The following is a 20,626-nucleotide window of genomic DNA, read 5'->3' as shown; positions in this document are numbered from 1 at the left end:
GCGTGGTGGAGCCGTCTGAGGAGAGGCTGGGATGCGTCAAACAGTCGCTGTGCTTTAATTATTAATTTTCTTCTATTTCACAGAAATGTTCTTGCAGACGTTTTGCCGTTTATTTTCTAAATGGCTTGGCGTCCGCAAGAGGCGCCTCAATACCACATTCTGACCAGCACCAGCGGACCACGGCTATCGGCGGTGCTGCCGGCCAGGTAGAAGCGGCCGTCGCGGCTGAGCAGCAGGGCGCGTGCTTCGTCGTCGCCCTTGCTGAGCGTCAGGATGCGGCGGCCGGCCGAGGAGAAGCCTTCATCGGCCTTGCCCTCGCTGGTGAAGCGGGCGACCAGCATATCGCGGCCGTTGCTGTGGGTGAGGGCGTAGCCGCTGACCAGAATCCGGCCGTTGGGCTGGACGGCCACGCCGGTCAGGGCTTCGCCGCGCTCGCCCAGGCTCGATTTGACCCAGCCGCCTTCACCGAAGGCCGGATCGGGCTGGCCCTTGTCGTCGAGTCGCAGCAGGGCAAGCCGGGTCTGGGTGGCGTCGCTCCATTCGCCGGCCACCACCAGCTTGCCGTCGCTTTGCTGCGCCAGCGCCCGTGCCTTGCCGCGCAGGCCCGGCTGGTTGAAGGCGGCGACGCCTTGCTGGCCGAAGGCCGGGTCGAGCTGGCCATTGGCCAGATAGCGTGCCACGACCAGCTTGTCTCCGCTCCAGCCCGCTGCCACCAGCCGGCCATCAGGCAGACGGCTGACCGTCTGGGCGACATCGTCGCTGTGGCCGCCTGGCAGCGCGGCGCTGTAGCCGCCGCTGCCGAAGTCGGTATCGAGCGAGCCATCGATATTGACCCGCCACAGCCGGAAGCCCGACAGGCTGCCATCGCGATACTGACCTGCCAGCATCACGCGCTGGCCGGTTTCATCGAGCGGGATGCCACCATAAGCCTGTCCGGCGAAATTCTGCACGGCCAGGGTGCGGCCCTGGCTTTGCAGCCGGTTGTGCCAGCCGCCCGGGCTGATCGAGCCGTCGCCGGCCAATTGGCTGCCGGCGCTCCACAGTTGATCGTCGTAATGGAACAGCACCGACAGCGTGCTTGAGCTGTCGCTCGCGCTCTGGCCGACCCGCAGTGGCTGCGGTGCCAGCAGCGGCTTGCCGGTGCTGTCGAACTGGGCGACCACGGCCTGGCTGCGGTTGCCGTACTGAACGGCGCCACCGCTGGCGACGCGGCCGTGCTGATCGAAGGTGACGGCATTCCAGCCGCCCTGGCTGGCAGACAGCAGGGTCAGGCGGGCACTGCCGTTGCTGCCCCAGTTGCTATCGAGATTGCCGTCGGTGTTGAGGCGGGCGTTGGCAAAGCCGAAGCGGTCGCTGCCGTTGACGAGGAGTTGGCCGTTGCTCAGACCCAGCAGCGAGATCGGTGCCGCGTCGCCGATCGGTTCGCGTTCCCAGCCGAGCCGGTCGGCCCGCAGCGGGAAGGCATTGTCGGGGGCGCCATCGCCGTAGAGCCGGGCCAGACGGACCTGATCGCCCACGATGCGGTTGTTCTCGCCACGGCGGCCGGCCACCATCAGGCGGCCGTCGCTGAGCTGGAATACGGCATCGACGCGATGGCTGCCGGTTTCCTGATCGAAGGGGCTGGCGTTTTCAAAGCGGAAGCGACGGATGCCGTTGTCGCCGAAGGTAGGGTCGAGCTGGCCGTTGAAGTCGGCCCGCAGCACCCAGGCCGCCCCGGCCCGGCCGCGACCGGGGCCGCCGCTCAGCAGCAGATAGCCGCTGTCCAGCCGGCTCAGGCTGCCCAGCGCGGCGCCTTGGCTGATACTTTCCGTCGGGACGTCGAGTGTGCCGTTGCGACCGAACGAGGTGTCGAGGCGGCCATCGGCATCGAGCCGGACCACCCGCACCCGTGGCTGATCGCCGCTGCTGCCGGCTGCCAGCAGCACCGAATCGCTGCCCGCCGGCGCCACCACCACCCGTTCGGCGTCGGCCCCCAGGTCCAGCGTGGCGCTGCCAAAACGTCGGTTGAGGCTGTCGTCGCGGTTGAGCCGCATCGCCAGCGCCAGGCGACGGCTGCCCGTGCCCTGGCCCAGACCGCCCAGCAGCAGGCCGCTGCTGTCGGCCACCACGCTGGTCAAGGTGGCGTCGATATCGAGTTCCAGGGTGCCGGTGCGATGGAAGGTGGCATCGGGCTGGCCGTCGCTGAGCAGCCGCGACACCAGCGCCTTGCCGCTGATGCTGCGCCCGACCAGCACGATACGGCCATCGTCGAGCCAGAGCGCCTGACGGGCTTCGGCCAGCCGGGGCAGATTGAGAACGCGGCGGCCAAGCGGGGAGAAATCGGTATCGGCGCGGCCGTTTTCCAGTTGCTGCACCAGGGCGAGCTGCTGATTGCTGCTTACCACACTGAGAAGACGACCGTTGTTGAGCTGCCGGCTGGCCAGAATCTGGTCGGCGCTGCCGGCGGCCTGGGTGTAGACCATCCCGCCAGTGCCAAAGCCCGTATCGAGACTTCCTGCCGGTCCGATCTGGTCTGGCTCATCGGGTTTGCGGGCGCCGTCGGTATTGCAGGCGGCCAGCAGCAGGGCTGAGGTCAGGGCCAGGACCAGCGGAGCTGGGCGAAAGTCATGTAAGGTCATCGAAAAATTTTCCTTATTGGGAAGACAGGCAGTCATCGGAACGCAGGATGCCGAGCAGCACAGCAAACAGCACGCCCGTAGGTAAAGCGACAGCGATGGTTTACACTGCGTCGCGGATCGACAACTGACCGGGGTCTTCCGCAACGGTTCCACCACCGCCATGCAACTGCCCGTTTCCTACCTCGCCCATTACGCCGTGCCTTCCTGGCTCGGCCGGCATTTCCTGCTGGCGTGGCACCTGGTCATCCTGGTGGTGAGCTGGTATCCGTTCAGCGGCTGGCGCTATACCGGCGAGCCGGTGTTCGCCTTCTATGGCTATCCGCTGCCCTACTACTACACCCCGCTCGACAATGCCGTGAACCTGCTGGCCTATCTGCCGCTTGGCTACGCCTGGGCGCTGACCTGGAAATGCCGCTGGTACGCCCCGCTGCTGTCCCTGACCTGCGGCGCGCTGCTGTCGGGCGGCATTGAGTTCGTGCAGCAATTCCTGCCCGATCGGGTGGCTTCCAATCTCGATATTCTCTACAACGGCCTGGGGGCGCTGCTGGGTGCCCTGGCGGCCGGCTTGTTCAGCAAGCTGCTGATCGTGCGGCGCTGGCATGTGCTGCGCCAACGCTGGTTCCGCCCCGGCGGGCTGGTCGATTACGGTCTGGTGCTGGTGGCGCTATGGCTGCTGACCCAGATGAATCCCGCCGTCCCGCTGTTCGGTATCGTGGTCGAACCGACCGGTCTGCCGCAGCCCTTTGTCTCGCCGATCCACGACGCCCGGCTCTTTCTGCGCCTGCTCGAAGCATCCGGCGTCATGCTGAGCGTCAGCGCGGTGGCCCTGTTTGCCGTCACGCTGCTGGCGCAACGGCGGCATTCGCCTGGTCTGGTGGTCGGACTGGTACTGGCTGCGCTGTCGATCAAGGTGACCACGGCCGGGGTGATGCTCAAGCCCACCGAATTCCTGGCCTGGTTCAATCTCAATGTGCTGGCTGGCGGGCTGGCGGCAGTGGCTGCGCTGACCTTGCTGATGCGTCTGCAACGACGCTGGCAGGCGCTGCTGGCCATGCTGTGCCTGCTTGCCGCGCAAGTCGTCGAGGCGCTGTGGCCGCTGCAAGGTTCGTTCTATGGGATGGCCGATCTGTTCAAATGGCGCTATGGCCATCTGCGCGATTTCAACGGTCTGAGCCAGACCGTGTCCGAAGTCTGGCCCTGGCTGGCGATGGCCTATCTGGGACTCAGTTTTGCCGGCGAACGGCAGGCGGAGCGAACCACGGTGATTCAGCGCTGAGCTGGACGCCGCTCAGTCGCCTGCGCGTCCCATCGCTGGCGCTGGGTCCGCCACGGACGCCAAGTCCGATCTGCTGTGGGCACAAAATGTTCCAAATTCTTTTATCTTGGCAAACCTTCTTGCAGATGTTTTGCAGGTTTATTGCTTTTTCTGCGGAAGGGCTGCTGCCTGCCTGGCGGCCGAGCTGCTGGACAAGGCATGATCGAGTTGCTGCGCGCTGACCTGGCCCAGTTGGCGCAACAGCACACGGTTATCGGTATCGATGACCCAGGTCAGCGGCACCTGGGACGATGAGACGGCGACGCCCATGCTGCGGCGCCAGTTGCGGTTGGCACTGTCGCCATCGAGCACCGGATAGTTGATCCGGTAGCGTTTGCTGAGTCGGACGATGCTGTCGGCGTCGTCGCCGAGGGCCAAACTGACCACCTGCACGCCCCGGCCGCTCCATTTCTTCTGGGTAGCGACCAGATCGGGCAATTCCGCGATGCAGTAGCCGCACCAGCTTGCCCAGAAATTCACCACCAGTACCCGGCCTTGCCATTGCGCCATGCTGACTTCGCGGCCGGCGAAATCCTGCACCGTTGCCTGCCGTGCCTGCGGCAGTTGGCGCGGCGCCGCCTCGGCGGGCGGGGTGAGCGTGAGCAGGACGAGGCAGGACAGGACAGCGGGGCGCAGCATAAGGGTGATCCTGGCAGGGCGGTCAGCGCGGCACGATAGCGCAACCGGGCCGGGTTGCGCTGCGTCATTTGTACCGTTCAAATCTGACGCTCGACGGCGGGATTGAGGAAGCGCTCGCCACGCAGCAGTTTTTCCAGCATGGCCGGGTCGTGCCATTCGGCGCGGACCTGATCGGAGAACACCACACTGTCGAGGGCGATCTCGCCCATCCGTGGGTTATAGGCATCGTGGCGGAAGGCCTGCGCATAGCCGGTTTCGGTTTCGTGGGCGATCACCGAGTGGAGCTGCACATCCTGCTCGCCGTTGGCCATCGCGGTGTTTTTCAGGATGGCGTCGATCAGCACGAAGAACAGCCGGGCGAACTGTTCGGCCGAGGGCGAGACGGGCAGGCTGATCCAGCGGGCCGAGAAGCGCTTGGCCCAGTCGATATAGTCGGGATCGTCGCGATCCCAGAAGCAGATGGCGTGATCGAAGCCATCGATCACATCGCGGATGGTGCCTTTCATCAAGCCGAAGTCGTAGACCATATGGCCATGGTCGAGGGCATGGGCTTCGAGCAGGACTTCGACCTTGTAGCTGTGGCCATGGATGGAGCGGCGGCAGCGGTCGCTGCTGCAATTGCGCACGATATGGGCGTTTTCGAACTTGAATAGCTTACGGATCAACATGATGGCAGGTCAGGCAAAGACAGCGCGCATTGTGCCTGATCCGCCCGCCCGCGCCGAGCAGGACGACCGGCGGCGCCAAAAAAAACGCCACGCGGGGAGCGTGGCGGCAAACTGCTGTCCCGGAGGACTGGCAGTGGCATCGGAGGTACAAACGTCGAAGCGGTGGACCCGTCGGCGGAGCGACCGGAGATCAGTCGGCCCACTCCCCCAGCAGTGCCGTCGCTGCCGCCGGACAAGGCGGCCGCGACGGGGCAGAACACATCGGCTGACGGGTCACGGGCTATCGGTCGGGGCGGACGGTTTCAGAAGGCCGCCACCACCGCGCCTTGATAGCGTTGGGCGATGAACTGTTTCACTTCGGCCGACTGGAGCGCCTGGGTCAGCTTTTTCAGTGCCGGGGTGTTCTGATTGTCGCTGCGACCGACCAGATAGTTGGCATAGGGCGAGCGGGCGTCTTCGATGAACAGGGCGTCGCGGGTCGGCACCAGCTTGGCCTGCAGGGCGTAGTTGGTGTTGATCAGCGCCAGATCGACCTGATCGAGCAGGCGCGGCAGCGTGGCGGCTTCGATTTCCTTGATCTGCAAGCGCTTGGGATTGGCAACGATATCGCGCGTGCTGGCCAGGATATTGTCCGGCTGCTTGAGCTTGATCAGACCCTGACGCTCGAGCAGTTGCAGGGCGCGGCCGGCGTTGGACGGGTCGTTGGGGATGGCGACGACGGCGCCTTCCTTGAGTTCGGCCGTGGTCTTGATCTTGCGCGAATAGGCGCCGAACGGTTCGACATGGACCGGGGCGATGGCGACCAGCGTGGCGCCCTTGTTCTTGTTGAACTCGGCCAGATAGGGCTTGTGCTGGAAGAAGTTGGCATCGAGCCGCTTCTCGGCCACCTGGACATTGGGCTGGACGTAGTCGGTAAACACCTTGACGTCGAGCTCGACTCCCTGGCGGGCCAGTTGCGGCTTGATGAATTCGAGAATCTCGGCGTGTGGCACGGCGCTGGCGGCAACGCTGAGCTTTTCGGCGTGGGCGACGCTGGCGGCCAGGCCAAGGGCGGCGAGCAGGGCGGTTTTCAACAGGGCTTTCATCGGTATTCTCCGGCTGGCCCTGCCGCCGGCTTGGGCCGGCGGCGGGCGGGTGCTTGGGTAGGCTTGGGTCTTGTTGGGAACGATCAACATCGGAAATCGAGGGGGTGGCGCATTCAGTGCCTCCGGCTCAGTCGCCGCACCAGCCAGTCGCCGCTGCTTTGCAGCAGTTGCACCAGCAAAAGCAGCACTGTCACCGTGACCACCATCACTTCGGTCTCGAAGCGCTGGTAGCCAAAGCGGATCGCCAGATCGCCCAGCCCGCCGCCGCCGATCACGCCGGACATGGCCGAGTAGGACACCAGCGCGACCGCAGTCACCGTGGTGGCGCCGACCAGACCCGGCAGCGCTTCGGGCAGCAGCACGCGCCAGATCAGCTGGCGGCTGGTCGCGCCCATCGCCTGGGCCGCTTCGATGGTGCCCGGATCGACTTCGCGCAGTGCCGCTTCGACCAGCCGGGCAAAGAACGGCGCGGCACCGATCACCAGTGGCGGAATCGCCCCGGCGACACCGAGCGAGGTGCCGACCAGCAACAGGGTCAGCGGAATCGTGACGATCAGCAGAATCACAAACGGCAGCGAGCGCACCACATTGACCGCCAGTGCCAGCAGCCGGTGCAGCCAGCGCTGCGGGTAGAGCTGGTCGGGCGCAAACAGGAACAGCGCCACGCCAAGCGGCAGGCCAAGGAGGACGGTAAAGCCCAGCGAGACGCCGACCATGGTGAGGGTGTCCACGGTGGCGATGCCGATTTCACGCCAGTCGAGGCCGGCCAATACATTGATCAGTTCGGCCGACATCAGGCGAGCTCCTCGCAATGGATGCCCTGGGACTGGAAGGCGCGCCGCGCCGCGCCGAGCGCCGTGCCATGGCCTTCGACCGCCACGATCAGTTGGCCGTAGGGGGTGTCCTTGATCCGGCCGACCTGGCCCTGGACGATGTTGAACGCAATATCGAGCGTGCGCGCGACCGAAGCCAGCAGCGGCTGATAGGTATGGGCGCCGGTAAAGGTGAGCCGCAACAGACCGGCCGAAGGCAGCGCCAGATCGGGCGGCGGCTCGGCGATCAGTCCGCTTTCGGCCACCAGCGAACGGGTGGCGGCGTGAGCCGGTTTGAGCAGCAGATCGGCAGTACGGCCCTGTTCGACCACCCGGCCCGCTTCAAGCACGGCGATGCGGTCGCACAGTGTCTGCACCACCTGGATTTCATGGCTGACCAGCACTACGGTCAGGCCGAGTCGACGGTTGATTTCCAGCAGCAGGGTCAGGATGGAACGGGTGGTCTGTGGGTCGAGCGCCGAGGTGGCTTCGTCGCACAGCAGCAGGCGCGGTCGGTTGGCCAGCGCCCGGGCGATGCCGACGCGCTGTTTCTGGCCGCCCGACAGCTGGGCGGGGTAGTGGTCGCGCCGCTCGGTCAGGCCGACCCAGTCGAGCAGTTCGTCGATCCGACGGTCGATGGCGGCGCGGTCGAGTTCGCCAGCGAGTTCAAGCGGCAGGCGGATATTGGCGGCGACGGTCTGCGAGCCCAGCAGATTGAAATGCTGGAACACCATGCCGACCTGACGGCGATAGCGGCGCAGGCCGGCCGCGTCGAGTCGGGTGATGTCCTCGCCATCGACCAGGATTCGACCCGAATCGGGACGTTCGAGCAGATTGAGCGTACGCAGCAGCGAGCTCTTGCCAGCGCCCGAGCGGCCGATCAGACCGTAGATCTCGCCCTGGCCGATATCGAGATTGATATCGTCCAGAGCGAGCAGCGGACGCCCGGCGACCGGATAGGTCTTGTTGAGGTGTTCGATTCGAATCAAGGTCTGGTCCGTTTCTTGCGCTGGGCCGCGCCGGGTGGGCGCGGACAGGCACGGACTTTAACGGCTCAGATTCTTGATAAAAAGTAATAAAATCTGATTTTCTTAGCGTTTCTGGTTATAGATGAGCTGCCGCTCAGCGATGCCAGCCGCGCTGACGGGCCAGTTTGGGCAGTTGATGCAGATTGCGTAAGCGGGCATGGACATGCGGTCCCCGGCGCAATTTGGGCGACAGCCAGACGGTGCGCATCCCCAGCCGCCGTGCCGGTGCGAGATTGGCGTGGGTGTCTTCGACCATGGCACAGCGGCGCGGGTTGAGCCGATGGCGGGCCAGCATCCTGCGGTAGGCGCGGATATCGGGTTTGGCCAGATGGCCGACCTGCTCGATCGACACCACCGCATCGAAATGCTGGGCAATGCCCAGCAGACGCAGCACCGTTTCGGCATAGTCCTGCGGACCATTGGTGAACAGCAGCTTGTTGCCGCGCAGACGCTTCAGCGAAGGGCGCAGTATCCGCATCGGGATCAGGCGGGCAGGCAGTTCGGGGAGTAGATGGGTTTCCGCCAGGAAATGGTCGGGGTCGATCTGGCGGTGATGGCGCACCACACCGGCCAGGGTGGCGCCATACAGATCGTAGTAGCGGGCACGCAGGGCATTGGCCTCGGTCTGGCTGAGCGCCAGATGACGGGCCAGATAGTGGTCCATCTGCAATTCCACTTGCGGAAAAACGTAACGGCCGGCGTCGTGCAGGGTGTTGTCGAGGTCGAAAATCCAGGTAAGCGGCAAGGCGGTATTTCTCAGGTGGAGCAGGGCCGGCCACGACCGGCCCGGGGACGAGGCGACTGCCTCAATGCATGATGTAGTTCTCTAGCTGTTCGATCAGGAATTGCTGCTCGGCAATGGTTTCCCGCACCAGATCGGTGATCGACAGCACACCGATCACCTTATTGTCGTCGTCGAGTACCGGCAAGTGGCGGAAACGCTTCTCCGACATCACGGCCATGCATTCGTCCACGCTTTGATTGGGTTTGGCGAACACCACCCGCTTGGTCATGATATCGGCGATCGGTGTGCCGGCCGAGGTCTTGCCCTGTAGCACCACCTTGCGGGCATAGTCGCGTTCGGAAAAGATGCCGACCAGCCTGTCTTCATCCATCACCAGTACCGCACCGATATCCTTCTCGGCCATGATCTGTAGTGCCTGATAAACGGTGGCGTCGGGACGCACCGAGAAAATGCCGGGTCGGGTTTTTTCGAGCAGAAGCTGTCGTGCGGTTTTCATTATCGCAATCCTCCGTGCATAAGCTGGACTAGCCAGATTCACACTATAGCAGCGAGCCCGCTGCCGTCATGTCTAGGGCGGTGGAGGGAGCGAATCGGTGTGGCGTCTGCCTCAATGTTCAGTCGGGAGCCCAAGCGAGCCTTGCTGTGCCATCAGCCTCAATGCCGCCTCCAGCCTCGCTTTCTGGCCCCCGCCGACTCCCGATCTCAGCGCCCCGCCGCATGACTGCCGGGCCGATTGCGCAATTCGAGCAGGGCCGCCCGAGTGGCCTGGGTGAGCGGGTCGTTGCCGCCCAGGGCACGTTCGCGGATTTGCAGGGCACGGCGATAGAGGGCGTCGGCTTCGTCAAAGCGGCGCAGCGCTTTTTGCAGCGAGCCGAGGTTATGCAGACCGGTGGCGAGGTCGGGATGACGCGGTCCGAGCGACTTTTCCAGAATCTGTACCGAGCGCCGGTACAGCGGCTCGGCCGCTTCGAATTCGCCCTGGGCGCTGCGGACCAGGGCCAGATTATTGAGGCAGGTGGCCACATCGGGATGGTTGGCGCCCTGTTCCGCCTCGACTTCCTCCAGCGCCTTGCTGGCTACCGCTGCGGCCGCTTCATGATCGCCTTCGCGGTAGAGCCGTTCCACTTCCTGGGTCAGCACCCGCCACCATTGATTGCCTTCGGCAGAGACTGCCGGCATGGCCAGTACGGCTGCCAGCAGCAGCGGGGGGATCAGGCGCATCGGTCCATTCCTTGAGTACCCCGGCACGATGGCGGGGGAAGTTGTCCAAGCCGCAATTGCTTTCCTGCGGAATTCCCTGCTGACGACAGTGTACGTTCGCTAACGTAACGTTGTGACCGAGCAAGACGTTATCACGTTCTCATGACGGCTCGTAACGGTGAGCCAGGCTGCTGTGGCATATGACGCAACGTGTTGTTGCAAAGGATATTTATTGGACGGATGTGGGAGGGGCGGGAGAGGCCGATGCATCTTTAAGAACGGCGTCCCAGCCAATCCGCTTTGCAGGAACCGTCAGCGCCTTTGCGATCAAGGCGGGTGCGCCGTCTCGGCAGAACGATGGGTTGAGGCGGAAGCGATGGGCCGTGACGGCCGGTGGCCTGGCAGCGTCCTGTGATGGGGTGGGACGCTGTGGTCAAGGGAAGGGGTGCCAAAATGAATTCGGCTTTATTTATTTCAAATTTCTATTTATTAACAATATATCTTGCAGGTGTTTTGCAGATTTTTTGATTAATGACTTGCTTTACCAGTCTTTCCAACCGGAACCGCCAAGCGGTCCCGGTGGAAAGCCGCTTTACTCGTCGCGCTTGATCATGGTGCCGACGCCCTGGGCGGTCAGCACTTCGAGCAGCAGGGCGTGCTTGACCCGGCCGTCGATGATATGGACCGCGCCCACGCCATTGACGGCCGCTTCGAGCGCTGAGGAGATTTTCGGGATCATGCCGCCCGAAATGGTGCCGTCGGCGACCAGACGGTCGACGGTCTGCGGGGTCAGGCCGGTCAGCAGCTTGCCTTCGCGGTCGAGCACGCCCGGGGTATTGGTCATCAGCACCAGCTTTTCGGCCTTGAGCGTCTCGGCCAGCCGGCCGGCCACCAGATCGGCATTGATATTGAAGGCAGCGCCATCGGGACCGACCCCGATCGGGGCGATCACCGGAATAAAGTCGCGGGTGTCGAGCAGCGACACCAGTTCCGGATCGATATCGGCCACCTCGCCGACCTGGCCGATATCGACCGGCTGGCCGTCCGGGCCACGCAGGAACATCTTGCGGGCGCGGATGAAATGGCCGTCCTTGCCGGTCAGCCCGACGGCGCGGCCGCCGTGCTGGTTGATCATCGATACGATTTCCTTGTTGACCAGACCGCCCAGCACCATCTCGACCACATCCATGGTCTCGGCGTCGGTCACGCGCATGCCCTGGACGAATTCGCCCTGTTTGCCGATCCGGTTCAGCATATCGTTGATCTGCGGGCCACCGCCGTGCACCACGACCGGATTGATCCCCACCAGCTTCAGCATCACCACATCGCGCGCAAAGCTCTCCTTGAGCTCGGGCTCGGTCATGGCGTTGCCGCCGTACTTGATCACGATGGTCTTGCCGTAAAAGCGCTGGATATAGGGCAGGGCTTCGGCCAGCACGCCGGCCTTTTCAGCGGCGATCTGGGCGGAAATCGGGGTGACGATGGGCATTGGCGTTGCTCCGCGAGGTGGTGAAACCGCGCGATTGTAGCCGAGCCACCGGGGCTTATGCCGTTCGTCATCGCGTGGGCCGACCCGATTGCACAACTCCCCAGTGCTCGCGTAGACTTCTGCAATTAAATAAACATTCATTTATTTTTCTTATGGGTGACCACGACTCCTCCTGTCCCCTCGTGCGCTGGACTCGTCGCAAGGAAGCACGGCCCGGCGAGATTCTCGACGCCGCGCTCGATCTGTTCGTTGCCAAGGGGTTCGCCGCCACCAAGATGGAGGACATCGCCCGCCGCGCCGGTGTCACTGCCGGTACCCTCTATCGCTACTACGCCAATAAAGAAGAGATTTTCAAGGCGGTGATCCGCGAATCGCTCGTGCCGCAACTCGACGAGGGCGAGCAGTTGCTGAGCGGCTTCACCGGCCAGACTTCGGCTGCCGAGCTGCTGGAGATGGTGATCCGTACCTGGTGGCGCCTGATTGGCGCCACCCGTCTTTCCGGCATCCCGAAACTGGTGATCGCCGAAGCCTCCAATTTCCCCGAACTGGCGCGCTACCACCGCGAACAGGTGATCGAGCGCGGTGAAAAGCTGATCGGCCGCGCCATCGAATACGGCATTGCCCGCGGCGAATTCCGGCCGATGCGGCTTGAGGTGGCCGTGCGGGTGATCTGCGCCCCGGTGGTGATGGCCATGCTGTGGAAACACTCGATGCCGCAATGCGGCGAAGAGTTCGAGCCCGAACCCTATCTCGACGAGGTGATCCGGACCCTGGTGCAGGGACTGGCCGCCACGCCGTCGCCCTGATCTAACGATTCGTTTCATATAGCTCAACATCTGGAGAATAACGATGCGATGGAAGGCAGTATTGCCCGCAGTGGCCGTGGTGACAGCCCTGGCGGCGTGCAGCGCCAAGGAGCAGCCCTACGAGGAAGTGCGGCCGGTCCGCACCATGGTGGTCAAGCAGGGCGACGGCAGCCCGGGCGCCACGCTGTCGGGTGAAGTGCGGGCACGGCGCGAGGCGCGGCTCGGTTTCCGGCTCGGCGGCAAGGTGGCCGAGCGGATGGTCGAAGTGGGCGACCGGGTCCGGCCGGGTCAGGCGCTGCTGCGGCTCGATGCCCAGGACACCAGCCTGCAACTGAGCGCCAGTCGCAGCCAATACCAGCAGACCCGGCAGGACTATGAGCGTGCCGTCCAGCTCAAGAGCCAGGGTTTCGTCAGCCAGGCTGAAGTCGACCGCCGCCGCGCCGCGCTTGACGCTGCCGAAGCGCAGTTCAAGCTTGCCGGCAACCAGGGCAGCTATACGGTACTCAAGGCCGAACGGGCCGGGGTGGTGACGGCGGTCGAGGCCGAAGTCGGCCAGGTGGTCGGCGCCGGTCAGGTGCTGGTGCGGGTCGCCGAGGATGGCGGCCGCGAAGTGGTGGTCAGCGTGCCCGAATCGCGTGTCGAAGAACTGCGCCGCGCCGACAAGCTCGCCGTGACGCTGTGGGCGGTGCCGGGCAAGCGCTACGACGCCCGTCTGCGCGAAATGGCGCCCGATACCGATCCGCAGACCCGCACCTATACCGCCCGGGTCAGCATCGACAATCCCGACGAGGTGCTGCGTCTGGGCATGACCGCTACCGTCCAGGTGCCGGGCCGCTCGGATAGCCGCACGATCCGCCTGCCGCTCACCGCCATCTACGACCGCGACGGTCAGACCCTGGTCTGGCTGGTCGATCCCAAGACCCAACGGGTCGCTACCCGCAAGGTCACGCTCGCCGGTGCCCAGAACGATGTGGTGCTGGTGGCCGAAGGCTTGAGCGGCGGCGAAACGGTGGTGACGGCCGGCGTTCATCTGCTGCATCCCAACCAGCAGGTCCGGCTGGCCCAGGCCCCGGCCCCGGCTGCCAAGCCCGCCGGGAGCTGAGCGATGCGCAACGTCAATCTGTCCGAATGGGCGCTCAAGCATCAGCAACTGGTGCTGTATTTCATGGTGGTCTTTATGCTGGCCGGGCTGTTTGCCTACCAGAAGCTCGGCCAGAAGGAAGACCCCGAATTCACCTTCAAGGCCATGGTGGTACGAGCCTTCTGGCCCGGCGCCTCGGCCAAGGAAGTCGAACTCCAGGTGCTCGACAAGCTGGAGAAAAAGCTCCAGGAAGTCCCCGAGATCGACTACACCCGCAGCTATGCCAAGGCGGGCGAAGCCCAGATCATCATCTCGCTGCGTGAAGACGTGCGCGGCGCCACGGTGCCCGAGACCTGGTATCAGGTACGCAAGAAGGTCGGCGATATCCGCCATACCCTGCCGCAAGGGGTGGTCGGGCCGTTCTTCAACGACGAATTCGGCGACACCTTCGGCAATCTGTACGCCTTTACCGCCGACGGCTTCAGCTATGCCGAGCTGAAGGGCTTTGTCGACATGGCCCGCACCGAATTCCTGCGCATCCCCGAGGTGCACAAGGTCGATCTGGTCGGCGAGCAGGAAGAGAAGATCTTTATCGAGACCTCGAACGCCAAGCTGGCGGCGCTGGGGCTCGATCCGCAACTGATTTTCCAGACCCTGCGGGCGACCAATGCCATGGAAGCAGCCGGTGTGGTCCAGACCGGCCCCGAGCGGATCGCCCTGCGGGTCAGCGGCGAATTCGATACGGTCGAGAGCATCCAGAATATCGGTATCCGCACCGGCAACCGGGTGGTCCGTCTGGGCGACGTGGCCCGGGTCTGGCGCGGCTATACCGATCCGCCGACCTTCAAGATGCGCTTCAACGGCCAGGAGGCTATCGGCGTTGCCATCAGCATGAAAAAAGGCGGCGACGTGATCCGGCTGGGCGAGTCGCTCAACGAGACGGTGCGCCGTATCCGGGGCGAACTGCCGATCGGGATCGAAATCCATGCGGTGTCGGACCAGCCCCATGTGGTCAAGCACTCGATCAAGGAATTCATGAAGAGCCTGCTCGAAGCGGTGGCCATCGTGCTGGTGGTGTCCTTTCTGTCGCTGGGCTGGCGCACCGGGGTGGTGGTGGCGCTGTCGATTCCGCTGGTGCTGGCGATGACCTTCCTGGCCATGTACGCCTTCGGCATCGATCTGCAACGAATTTCGCTGGGTGCCCTGATCATCGCGTTGGGTCTGCTGGTGGACGACGCGATCATCGCCGTCGAGATGATGGCCCTCAAGCTCGAACAGGGCTGGGACCGGGTACGGGCGGCCACGTTTGCCTATACCTCGACCGCCTTTCCGATGCTGACCGGTACCTTGATCACTGCGGCGGGCTTTATGCCGGTGGGTCTGGCCAAGTCGGGCGCCGGTGAATACACCGTGTCGATCTTCCAGGTGGTGGGTATCTCGCTGATGCTGAGCTGGGTGGTGGCGGTGGTGTTCACCCCGTATCTGGGCTACAAGCTGCTGCCCGAGATGAAGCATCACGGCGAGGAGCACGATGTCTACCAGGGGCGTTTCTATGTGGCGTTCCGCCGCATCGTGACCTGGTGCATCACCTATCGCAAGACGGTGATCGTGGCGACCGTGCTGGCCTTCGTGGCGGCGGTGGCCCTGTTCAAGCTGGTGCCCAAGCAGTTCTTCCCGGCCTCGAACCGGCCCGAACTGATGGTTGATCTGTGGTTGCCGCAGGCGGCCACCTACGAGATGACCGAGCGCGAAGTGAAGACCTTCGAGGCCCGTCTGAAGGGCGATCCCAATATCGTCTCGGTGACGAGCTATGTCGGCTCGGGCAGCCCGCGCTTCTATCTGCCGCTCGACCAGCAGCTGCCCAACCTCAACTTCGGCCAGCTCACCGTGATGACCCGCGATGAGCATGTGCGCGAGGAAGTGCTGCGCAAGATCACCGAGCTGTTCGAGCGCGAGTTCCCGCTGGTGCGTGGTCGGGTGACGCGGCTGGAGAACGGCCCGCCGGTCGGTTATCCGGTGCAGTTCCGCGTCTCGGGTCCGGACGAAGCCAAGCTGCGGCCGATGGCCGACCGGGTGGCCGAGATCATGCGCGGCGACAGCCATATCCGCCACGTCAATACCGACTGGAGCGAGCGGGTCAAGGTGATGCGGCTCGAAATCGACCAGGACAAGGCCCGTGCGCTTGGCATCACTTCGCAGCAGGTGGCGGTGGCGATGCAGAACTCGCTCACCGGCGTGACGCTGACCCAGTTCCGCGAGAGCGATAAGAATATCGATGTGATCGGCCGGCTCGAACGCAATGAGCGCACCGATCTCAACAATCTCAAGGACGCCAAGATTCACCTGGGCGGCGGCCGTTTCGTGCCGCTGAGCCAGGTGGCGCATCTGCGGCTCGAGAGCGAGGAAAGCATCATCTGGCGCCGCAACCGGGTGCCGACCATTTCGGTACGGGCCGACGTCGAAGGGGCGCAGGCACCCGATGTGACGGCCAGGCTGTGGCCGCAGCTGGAGGCTTATGCCAAGACGCTGCCGCTGGGCTATCGGATCGAGATCGGTGGCACGGCCGAGTCGAGCGTCAAGAGCCAGAAATCGATCATGGTGGTGATGCCCTTGATGCTGCTGACGGTGATGACGCTGCTGATGTTCCAGTTGCAGAACATCTCCAAGGCCATTCTGGTGCTGCTGACGGCACCGCTCGGGATGATCGGGGTGTCGGCGATCCTGGCGGCCTTCCAGGTGCCGTTCGGCTTTGTGGCCCAGCTTGGGGTGATTGCGCTGGCCGGGATGATCATGCGCAACTCGGTGATTCTGGTCGATCAGATCGATCAGGATGTGGGCCAGGGGGAACATCTGTGGCACGCCATCATCGAATCGGCGGTCCGCCGCTTCCGCCCGATCATGTTGACGGCGGCGGCGGCCATCCTGGCCATGATTCCGTTGACCCGCTCGACCTTCTGGGGACCGATGGCCTGGTCGATCATGGGCGGGCTGCTGGTGGCGACCGTGCTGACCCTGCTGTTCCTGCCGGCGCTCTATGCCGCCTGGTATCGGGTGAGAAAGCCGCTTGATGCGTGAGTCTCCACCGTCCCGACCCAGATTTGGCGGTCGGGACGGTGCTTGGACCGGCTGCGACTTTACATTAAAATACCCGTCAGTATGTTTACGGTAGACGGCCCCGCCGGTCGCCAGAACGCGAATAAATGAGAGGATCTTTATGAAACGAGGCTTTACCCTGGGCGCCATTGCCATGGCGCTGCTGGCCGGTGCCGCCGCAACGGCGGCCGATCTACAGACCGCTTATCGCGAGGCGAAGAAGTACGACGCCACCTATGCCGCCGCCCAGGCGGCATTGCGTGCCGGTGTGGAAGGCCGGGATCAGGCACGGGCCGAATGGCTGCCGAAAGTTTCGGTGTCGGCCGGGGTGGCACAGAGCGAAAACCAGCAGGCCGACCCGCGTACCGGCCAGCTCAAGTCGGCCACCGGTGCGAACTATAAAATCGGTCTGTCGCAACCTATCTACGATGTGCGCGCCTCGGTCGGCAGCGCCAAGCTCAACGAGTCGGCCCGTCTGGCCGAGGTGCAGTTCCAGGCCGCCGAGCAGGATCTGGCGGTACGGGTGGCCCAGGCGTATTTCGATGTGCTGTACGCCCAGGACAGCGTCGAATTCGTCCGCGCGCAAAAGGATGCCGTATCGCAACAGCTGGCCCAGGCCAAGAAGAGTTTCGAGGTCGGCGTCGCCACCATTACCGATACCCACGAGGCCCAGGCACGCTACGACGCCATCACCGCCGCCGAAATCGCGGCGCTCAACGATCTGCTGGTGAAGCAGAGTGCTTTCCAGCTGCTGACCGGCCTTAGCGCCGACGGCCTGACGCCGCTGTCGTCGCGCCTCCAGGCCACCCCGCCGCAGCCCAACGATGTCAGCGCCTGGGTCAGCGAAGCCGAGGCCAAGAGCCAGCAGATCGATGCCAAGCGCGGCGCCCTGGCGCTGGCGACGGCCGATATCGACCTGTACCGCGCTGCGCGCCAGCCCATCGTGGGGCTCGAAGCGGGTTTCGGCGACGGCATGAGCCGTATCGGCGGCCATAACTACAACAGCAAGGGCAGCGGCTCGGTCGGCATCAATCTGACCATCCCGGTCTACACGGGCGGTGCGACCAGCTCCAAGCTGCGCGAAACGATTGCCCGGCGCGATCAGGCCCAATCGGACCTGGAAGCGACCCGGCGCGAAGTGGTGCTGAAGACCCGGCAAGCCTTCCTCGGCGTGCAGAGCGGCGCGGCGCAGATTCGGGCGCTGGAGCAGGCGCTGGTCTCGACCCAAAGCTCGCTCGACTCGACCAGGCTCGGCAAGGATGTCGGCGTCCGTACCACGCTCGATCTGCTCAATGCCCAGCAGCAGTACTACTCGACCCGACGCGATCTGGCCCGGGCCCGCTACGACTATCTGCTCAACCGTCTGCGCCTCAAGCAGGCAGTGGGCGATCTGGCGGAGCGCGATGTGGAATTGCTCAACGCTGAATTGTCCCGCTAGTCCATCTCCAGACCATTCGGAGTCAGCATGTCCGGACCTCAAAGCGCAGGCCAGCGCATTCAACCAGGCTCGGCGTCCGATCATGCGGACAGCAAGCGTCAGGTCGATCAGCCAGCGTGGCTGGCAAGGCCAAGGTAGGCGGCAAGCTGCTGACTGGCTTGTCTGCCGGAGGTTGGCGGTCTTGGAACACATAAAGCACGGCTGAGGCCGTGCTTTTTTGTGGATGGGAGAGGAATATTAAAAATATAGGAAATAAATGTGCAAGACAATTAGCGAAGATAATTGACTAATAAAATTTTTAAGTCAATTAGCTAAGGTCTCGTAGGGTGCGTTAGAGCATTTCCATGGAAATCGGCGGCGCGGCTGAGGTGGCCTCCCCGCATCAATCGGAGCCTTGAGGCCAAGACACACTGACTCCGAGTTTGCTGGAAATGTTCGAGGCCAAAGGCCGCAGCGCCCCATTGTTTCCGTCCTCGCTGACGATCGAGCGACAGCCGCTAACGAAAGCCCGGTGCATTACGCCGCTGCGCGACCAACAGCACCCTACCGCTCTGTTGAGTCGGACGCCGAAGTGCTCGATGAGGCAGAACCGGCCTCTCAGCCTTGGCGGCGCTGTGCCGGGCGCGGATTCAACCGGACAGGTCTTGAAGTCGGCGCCCTGCCGGCTTGGCGACTGCCGACCTTATTCCTCTTCAAGCCAACGGGTATCGGGTTCGGGATAAAGCCGTCTTTGCTCCAGCGCCATCAGGTCGCGCATAAAGGCCGACAGCGTCGGGTAGGGGGTGCCGATTTCCTTCCGGCCGGCCACGACCTGGTACACCGGCGGGTCATCCTCGCCTTCGCACAGGAAATAGTTAAATACCTGCCCTTCACTCGCCATAAAACAGAAGGCTGTAGCGGGTAGTGGCGCAATGGCACCGCTTGCAAGCTGGTCCGCCAGGTCTTCCTGGATAAAGGGCAGCGAGAAATACAGAAAGTCGAGATTGGGGGCAAAGTCGCCGGCATAGCTGCCGCAGTCGCGCAGAAAGTCCTTGTAGGCTGTCGGCAGGGTCAGGCCGGTGTTGACTTCCAGTGCCACGATCTTGTCTTCGGGCACGCCTTGAACCGCATTCTTCGGGCACAGACTGGCGGCGATCAGCCACTTTTTGAAATCAGCTTGCTTGTACATGGTCTGGGGGGATCGGCTAGTGGAGGGAAGCGGACGGTACAAGCTGTCCGCATGAAGCGCCTACGGTGCTTTCGCCTTATCGTCGTGAAGGGGATCAGGCAAGCGAGGTTCTGCCGCCGCGCAGGCATTCGGCCAGATCGCTGACGAAGCGCTCGATTTCATCGTCCTGCATCACGGCGCTGGTGATGCGCAGCGCCGTCAGCGGGCGGCCGACGCGGAAGTTGCTGCCGCTGCGCACCAGCCAGCCGCGGCTCGCCAGCGCTTGGGCCAGGGCTTCGTCATTGTCGATGGGCAGCCAGACATTCAGCCCGGTGGCGCCGTGGCCGACCAGTTCCTGCTGCGCCAGGGCGGCAATCAGTTGCCGTCTTTGCTTTTCATAGTGTGCGGCGGCGCCGGTCAGCACCTGACGGATCGAATCGTCCTGCAACAGGCCAAGCGCCAGGGTTTGCAGCAGATGACTGACCCAGCGCGCGCCGACGCTCTGGCGCAGTTGCAGCCGTTGGGCGGTGATCGGATCGGCCAGCCCCAGCGCCAGCCGCAGATCGGGGCCAAAGCCCTTGGACAGCGAGCGCAGCACCAGCCAACGTGGTCGCTCGGGGCTGATCAGACTGAGCGACGGCGCCTGGCTCAGCAGGGCGTAATGGTCATCCTCGATCAACAGCGGCTCGGGCCAGTCGGCCAGCACTGCCGCCAGCTCGGCCGCCCGGGCGCTGCCGGTATCGATACCGGTGGGATTGTGCGCGCGCGGTGTCCAGATCAGCGCCTTGCAGCCCTGGGCCAGCGCCCGTTCGAGCGACTCGGGCCGCATGCCGTCGCGGTCCATTTCCACCCCGACGGCGTGCAGGCCCATCTGGCGCAGCAGATTGAGCGTGCCGGGAAAGCACGGCTCCTCGACCGCCACCGTATCGCCAAGCCGCAGATGGACGGCCAGGGCGCGCTCCATGCCATCCATCGCGCCGCCGACGATCAGCACGCTGCCCGGCGGGTGGCCGTCACCGGCAAACCAGTCGGCACCCCAGGCCACCAGGGCCGCGTCGTACATCGGCTGGCCATAGCTGCGCGGGGTGGGGCGCAGATGGCGGTGGAACAAGCTGGGGTCAGGCAGGAAAGCCGGGTCCGGGCTGCCGCTGGCCAGGTCGCGCGCATCGTGCGCCAGCGCCAGCAGTCCGCCGCCGAAGGCCAGCGGTCGGCCGGCAACGCGGGTGCCGGCGCGGCCCAGCGCTTCGGTCAGACCGGCCGCCGCCAGCTTGCGGTAGGCGGTGGCCAGGGTGTTCGGATTGACGCCGATGCCACCGGCCAATTGCCGGATTGGCGGCAGCGCAGCGCCCGGTGCCAGATCGCCGGCTTCAATCAGGCCACGGATGGCGTGGTAGATGCCATCGGCGGTGTGCTCCTTGATGGCAGCGAGGATTGTTTGTACCATGTGATTTCTTTTTCGTAC

17 protein-coding genes are annotated in these 20,626 nt (G+C 64.2%); 5 read left to right on the top strand and 12 right to left on the bottom strand.

Going from position 1 to position 20,626, the window contains the following annotated elements; translation table 11 throughout:
• Positions 1–146 precede the first annotated feature (146 nt).
• On the bottom strand, positions 147–2,618 hold the full coding sequence (locus tag ACFOW7_RS11685) for a hypothetical protein (RefSeq protein ID WP_378164369.1): 2,472 nt from the start codon (positions 2,616–2,618) through the stop codon (positions 147–149).
• Between the two features lie 160 nt (positions 2,619–2,778).
• On the opposite strand from ACFOW7_RS11685, the gene ACFOW7_RS11680 reads away from it, so the two are divergent.
• The gene (locus ACFOW7_RS11680) at positions 2,779–3,894 is read left to right on the top strand and encodes a VanZ family protein (protein WP_378164366.1); all 1,116 of its coding nucleotides are present in this window, start codon (positions 2,779–2,781) and stop codon (positions 3,892–3,894) included.
• Between the two features lie 138 nt (positions 3,895–4,032).
• On the opposite strand, the gene ACFOW7_RS11675 is transcribed toward ACFOW7_RS11680, so the two are convergent.
• The 9 genes from ACFOW7_RS11675 to argB all read right to left on the bottom strand — a co-directional run bounded on the left by ACFOW7_RS11675 (position 4,033) and on the right by argB (position 11,599).
• The gene (locus ACFOW7_RS11675) at positions 4,033–4,572 is read right to left on the bottom strand and encodes a TlpA family protein disulfide reductase (RefSeq protein WP_378164364.1); all 540 of its coding nucleotides are present in this window, start codon (positions 4,570–4,572) and stop codon (positions 4,033–4,035) included.
• A 77-nt stretch (positions 4,573–4,649) separates the two neighbouring features.
• Positions 4,650–5,240, bottom strand: a complete 591-nt coding sequence (locus ACFOW7_RS11670; protein WP_378164362.1) for a 6-pyruvoyl trahydropterin synthase family protein — start codon at positions 5,238–5,240, stop codon at positions 4,650–4,652.
• 302 nt (positions 5,241–5,542) lie between these two features.
• Entirely contained in the window at positions 5,543–6,325 is a 783-nt protein-coding gene (locus ACFOW7_RS11665) for a MetQ/NlpA family ABC transporter substrate-binding protein (protein WP_378164360.1), read from the bottom strand.
• Between the two features lie 113 nt (positions 6,326–6,438).
• Positions 6,439–7,119, bottom strand: a complete 681-nt coding sequence (locus ACFOW7_RS11660; RefSeq protein WP_378164357.1) for a methionine ABC transporter permease — start codon at positions 7,117–7,119, stop codon at positions 6,439–6,441.
• Positions 7,119–8,126: a methionine ABC transporter ATP-binding protein gene (locus ACFOW7_RS11655; protein ID WP_378164355.1), complete on the bottom strand. Its 1,008-nt coding sequence runs from the start codon at positions 8,124–8,126 to the stop codon at positions 7,119–7,121. Before ACFOW7_RS11655 ends, ACFOW7_RS11660 begins: the two co-directional genes overlap by 1 nt.
• A 133-nt stretch (positions 8,127–8,259) precedes the next feature.
• Positions 8,260–8,910 carry a pyrimidine 5'-nucleotidase gene (locus ACFOW7_RS11650; RefSeq protein ID WP_378164353.1) on the bottom strand — a complete coding sequence of 217 codons (651 nt, stop codon included), beginning with the start codon at positions 8,908–8,910 and terminating at the stop codon, positions 8,260–8,262.
• Between the two features lie 61 nt (positions 8,911–8,971).
• The gene (locus tag ACFOW7_RS11645; RefSeq protein WP_378164350.1) at positions 8,972–9,406 is read right to left on the bottom strand and encodes a CBS domain-containing protein; all 435 of its coding nucleotides are present in this window, start codon (positions 9,404–9,406) and stop codon (positions 8,972–8,974) included.
• A gap of 206 nt (positions 9,407–9,612) precedes the next feature.
• A complete protein-coding gene (locus ACFOW7_RS11640; RefSeq protein ID WP_378164348.1) occupies positions 9,613–10,131 on the bottom strand; it encodes a tetratricopeptide repeat protein in 519 nt (172 codons plus the stop codon).
• Between the two features lie 571 nt (positions 10,132–10,702).
• Positions 10,703–11,599, bottom strand: coding sequence for an acetylglutamate kinase (argB, locus tag ACFOW7_RS11635; RefSeq protein ID WP_378164346.1), 897 nt, complete (start codon positions 11,597–11,599; stop codon positions 10,703–10,705).
• 182 nt (positions 11,600–11,781) lie between these two features.
• On the opposite strand from argB, the gene ACFOW7_RS11630 reads away from it, so the two are divergent.
• The 4 genes from ACFOW7_RS11630 (at position 11,782) to ACFOW7_RS11615 (ending at position 18,017) form a co-directional block, all read left to right on the top strand.
• Entirely contained in the window at positions 11,782–12,405 is a 624-nt protein-coding gene (locus ACFOW7_RS11630; RefSeq protein WP_378164344.1) for a TetR/AcrR family transcriptional regulator, read from the top strand.
• A gap of 43 nt (positions 12,406–12,448) precedes the next feature.
• Entirely contained in the window at positions 12,449–13,507 is a 1,059-nt protein-coding gene (locus tag ACFOW7_RS11625) for an efflux RND transporter periplasmic adaptor subunit (RefSeq protein ID WP_378164342.1), read from the top strand.
• A 3-nt stretch (positions 13,508–13,510) separates the two neighbouring features.
• Positions 13,511–16,561, top strand: coding sequence for an efflux RND transporter permease subunit (locus ACFOW7_RS11620; RefSeq protein ID WP_378164340.1), 3,051 nt, complete (start codon positions 13,511–13,513; stop codon positions 16,559–16,561).
• A 139-nt stretch (positions 16,562–16,700) separates the two neighbouring features.
• Positions 16,701–18,017: a TolC family outer membrane protein gene (locus ACFOW7_RS11615; RefSeq protein WP_378164338.1), complete on the top strand. Its 1,317-nt coding sequence runs from the start codon at positions 16,701–16,703 to the stop codon at positions 18,015–18,017.
• Between the two features lie 682 nt (positions 18,018–18,699).
• On the opposite strand, the gene ACFOW7_RS11610 is transcribed toward ACFOW7_RS11615, so the two are convergent.
• Positions 18,700–19,185, bottom strand: a complete 486-nt coding sequence (locus ACFOW7_RS11610; RefSeq protein ID WP_378164336.1) for an SMI1/KNR4 family protein — start codon at positions 19,183–19,185, stop codon at positions 18,700–18,702.
• A 94-nt stretch (positions 19,186–19,279) separates the two neighbouring features.
• Complete coding sequence (locus tag ACFOW7_RS11605; protein ID WP_378164334.1) at positions 19,280–20,608, bottom strand: aminotransferase class I/II-fold pyridoxal phosphate-dependent enzyme; 1,329 nt, start codon at positions 20,606–20,608, stop codon at positions 19,280–19,282.
• Between the last annotated feature and the right edge of the window lie 18 nt (positions 20,609–20,626).

Source organism: Chitinimonas lacunae, from assembly GCF_042650885.1.
Classification (GTDB): Bacteria; Pseudomonadota; Gammaproteobacteria; order Burkholderiales; family Chitinimonadaceae; genus Chitinimonas_A; species Chitinimonas_A lacunae.
This window is presented reverse-complemented; position numbering and strand designations above follow the sequence as displayed.

Coding starts and splice junctions, on each gene's coding strand:
- ACFOW7_RS11685 (WP_378164369.1), bottom strand. CDS start 2,618: ATGACCTTACATGACTTTCGCCCAGCTCCGCTGGTCCTGGCCCTGACC.
- ACFOW7_RS11680 (WP_378164366.1), top strand. CDS start 2,779: ATGCAACTGCCCGTTTCCTACCTCGCCCATTACGCCGTGCCTTCCTGG.
- ACFOW7_RS11675 (WP_378164364.1), bottom strand. CDS start 4,572: ATGCTGCGCCCCGCTGTCCTGTCCTGCCTCGTCCTGCTCACGCTCACC.
- ACFOW7_RS11670 (WP_378164362.1), bottom strand. CDS start 5,240: ATGTTGATCCGTAAGCTATTCAAGTTCGAAAACGCCCATATCGTGCGC.
- ACFOW7_RS11665 (WP_378164360.1), bottom strand. CDS start 6,325: ATGAAAGCCCTGTTGAAAACCGCCCTGCTCGCCGCCCTTGGCCTGGCC.
- ACFOW7_RS11660 (WP_378164357.1), bottom strand. CDS start 7,119: ATGTCGGCCGAACTGATCAATGTATTGGCCGGCCTCGACTGGCGTGAA.
- ACFOW7_RS11645 (WP_378164350.1), bottom strand. CDS start 9,406: ATGAAAACCGCACGACAGCTTCTGCTCGAAAAAACCCGACCCGGCATT.
- ACFOW7_RS11640 (WP_378164348.1), bottom strand. CDS start 10,131: ATGCGCCTGATCCCCCCGCTGCTGCTGGCAGCCGTACTGGCCATGCCG.
- argB (WP_378164346.1), bottom strand. CDS start 11,599: ATGCCCATCGTCACCCCGATTTCCGCCCAGATCGCCGCTGAAAAGGCC.
- ACFOW7_RS11625 (WP_378164342.1), top strand. CDS start 12,449: ATGCGATGGAAGGCAGTATTGCCCGCAGTGGCCGTGGTGACAGCCCTG.
- ACFOW7_RS11620 (WP_378164340.1), top strand. CDS start 13,511: ATGCGCAACGTCAATCTGTCCGAATGGGCGCTCAAGCATCAGCAACTG.
- ACFOW7_RS11615 (WP_378164338.1), top strand. CDS start 16,701: ATGAAACGAGGCTTTACCCTGGGCGCCATTGCCATGGCGCTGCTGGCC.
- ACFOW7_RS11610 (WP_378164336.1), bottom strand. CDS start 19,185: ATGTACAAGCAAGCTGATTTCAAAAAGTGGCTGATCGCCGCCAGTCTG.
- ACFOW7_RS11605 (WP_378164334.1), bottom strand. CDS start 20,608: ATGGTACAAACAATCCTCGCTGCCATCAAGGAGCACACCGCCGATGGC.